At 47.5% G+C, this 3,020-nt stretch carries 2 pseudogenes; one reads left to right on the top strand and one right to left on the bottom strand.

Annotation, left to right across the window (positions count from 1 at the left end):
* Positions 1-1,733: pseudogene (locus ACCC84_RS23310) on the top strand (hypothetical protein); the annotation flags it as partial.
* 255 nt (positions 1,734-1,988) lie between these two features.
* Here ACCC84_RS23310 and ACCC84_RS23315 read toward each other — a convergent pair.
* Positions 1,989-2,294: pseudogene (locus ACCC84_RS23315) on the bottom strand (integrase core domain-containing protein); the annotation flags it as partial.
* Between the last annotated feature and the right edge of the window lie 726 nt (positions 2,295-3,020).

Consider the following 3,020-nt stretch of genomic DNA (forward strand, 5'->3'; position numbering starts at 1 on the left):
GGATGGCATTACTCTCCACGCTGCCAGACATCATCCGGACGGGAACTGCAGATACACAGGAGGAGTCAAAACAAGCGTTTAATGCCCTGCTTTTAGGGTTGTTGCTTGATCTCGGTGGCGAGGTGCTCACTCCCGTCGTGGTGAAGGGATTAAACAAGATTGCTGAGCGAAAGTCGCGAAAATTGCTCCAAGACATCAGTTCTAAACCTCACGCGCCGGTGATCAAGCTGGAAGATCTGGAGGACTGGGCCATTGAAGTTCGAGGAAAAGTCAAGGGGAAACTAGATATTTCCGACGCTGAAGTGGACAAACTGGTGGACAGTTCTGGCGCGAGAGGGGTCGGTGCGGGTAGCGTCAACGGGGAATCGTGGTTACATAAGTTGGGATATACAAGCAGTGGACTTTATCAAAAACCGAAAAAGGTTGTTTCAAAAGGCTCAGTCGGTACGGTTTACGAAATTGATGATAATTTTTTGAGAAAAGACTACAGTGGGATACTGGATGAATCGCATCACGGCAGGCTAACGAAGGCGCAAAATACTGTCGCGGCGATGGACAGATTATATGGGCCTGGGTCCGCCGAGGTGCAAATCTGGAATACCAAAAATCCACTCGAAAAAATTGTTACGGTCAAAATGAAGCGGATTCCTGGTGAATCGCTGGATTCGCTGCTGAAAAAAGGCGACATACGAGTTCTGGATGAAGTGCTCATGTGGTACCACGAAAGTGATCCTGTGAATGAACTGGTCACCCGTTTGAGTACAAATGGAATCAATTATAACGACATCAATCTGGCCAACACACTTTTCGATATAAAAACTGGAAAGTTTCACGTGGTCGACTTCGACGATGTTTATGTGCAGCCAAAGGGGGAAACGCTGCATCCAGGAAAGAGCCAAGCGATGAGGAACAAGTTTGAGCACGATTTTAATGATTTCGAGCGATCTACGGACACGATTCATTTTCAATATCTGGACGCAGCATTAGCGGGGGATTCTAACAATCGGGTAGAATTTTTTAAGAAATATTGGGGCCGGGAAACCTATGATAAACTGACCGGTTTAGTCAAAAAACAAACGAAGGCGTTGAATTATAATCGCAGGCAAGACAGCGAATTGGTGGACGAATATTTGAAAAGAGAGATTAAGAAGATTCGCCATACTGCTAAGCATTTGAAAAAGCTAAGAAATAGGAAGTTCGAGGATATTCCAAAGGTCGATTCTGGCTACGATGCTCAGGTTAAAGATGCGGCTAATTGGATTATTGGTGCATCAAATAGCAAAACCAAATCCCCTGGTTGGGATGCTGAAATAGAAAGCTTACTTAACAGTTATGCAAAGTCTTCGGAACCAATTAATTTGACAGAGCTGGAGAAAATCAAAACCAAACTGAAATTGGACGCTCCCGAGAGGGTTTTGCTAGCTAATAACGATGCATCTTATGGGACATCGGCCACGGGTAAGATCCTCTTGGAAAAACATCTGGAAGCTGTTGAGAGACTTTTGCTGTTTAAATCAGCGAATGGCGGGGTTGACCCTAATTGGCTCGCTCGGCAGATGCTTGGCGGTATCATCGGCGCACATGCGTTTGGTGATGCAAACGGTCGGCTGGGACGTTTTGCTTATGCGGTTATATTGCTGAGAGCTAAGAAATTTTCGAAGTTACCGAAATCCGTGGAAGACGATCTCCATGGGCTAACGACTCGCTACAGGAGGGAGTCCTCGTGGAAATGACTTCGATTTCGACCGGCCGTACCGGGTGTCTGGCCATGATGTCGGCCCAGGCTCCGTTACGCTGGAACAGCGCCTTCTGCGTATTCCGGTGAAGATGAACAGCCATTCTGGAGGAACGTGAACGCATTATTTCTTAACACGCCCTCAGTTCACGTATAGGAAATTGAAACCCTCCATGCCCCTGAATATTGTGATTAAAATTTAACTTCGCTTTGAACCGCACCGGTTTTTTTGGAGAGTTTTTAGTCCGGAAGCTCAGGCTTCCAGATCATTATTTGCACTGGAAGCATAATAGGCTTTTTCGGCTTCTACCGGCGGTATATGTCCTAGCCGTTCAAGTAACCGTCGATTGTTGAACCAGACCACCCAAGCCAATGTCGCAAGTTCCACTTCTGCGTGGTTTTTCCAGCTCTTACGGTGTATGACTTCCGCTTTGTACAGGCCATTGATACTCTCGGCCAGGACATTATCGTAAGAGTCGCCTGTGCTGCCTGTCGACGCCAACAGCTCAGCCTCCTGCAACCGCTGGGTGTACGCAAGTGACACGTATTGGGAGCCCTTGACGTCCAGGAATTTCAAACCTCCAGAGGCCGCTCTGGAACGTCAACTGTGGGGCTAAAATCCTTATAATTCGCCGGCGGGTAGCATGAAAATGATATATTTTCAATGCGTTATCTTGGTTTTTGTACGGGTTTCCTGAATGCAGGCGGATCTTTCCTGCATCAACCAACGTAACGCATTCGTGCTATCTCTCCGGCATTCGAGACCAGCACCGCCAATCGTGTTGCGCGAAGCGTACGACTGAATACCATCCGGACACCGCACAGCAGGCAGCTATAAGGATCTGTCTTCAGCAATCTCTGGCTCAACGAGCGATGAGTGATCGTCACTATTTTTATCTCTTCTTCCTGGCCCAACGCCTTTTTTACCAGGGGAAGTTGTTTGCTCACCACGACGTATTGAAAAAGGACAGCGTTCGCCTGTTGGCCATCGTCATTGGCGAACCCGACAGGATCCTTTGGAAGACGTGTGGGATGACGTTATTGTCCATGGTTAGGAGATTGAATCGACCATTTTTGAGATCTCAAACCATAGATCGTAGTGTGTCATACTCCCAGAGGGCGGGGAGTGCCGAGCGATTAAGCGTAAAAATGCCAACTTTGCTGAGTTTTTAAACTAAAACCCATTTTTCAGGCGCACTTATCCAGAGCTGGGCTCTGAAGCCATCGTTTTTTCGCCATCCGATGCAGCCTGTCAGAGAGCATTTTTGTAGCGTGTTCACCCGCC

The sequence above is a fragment of the Serratia odorifera genome (assembly GCF_041448735.1).
Lineage (GTDB): Bacteria > Pseudomonadota > Gammaproteobacteria > Enterobacterales > Enterobacteriaceae > Serratia_F > Serratia_F odorifera.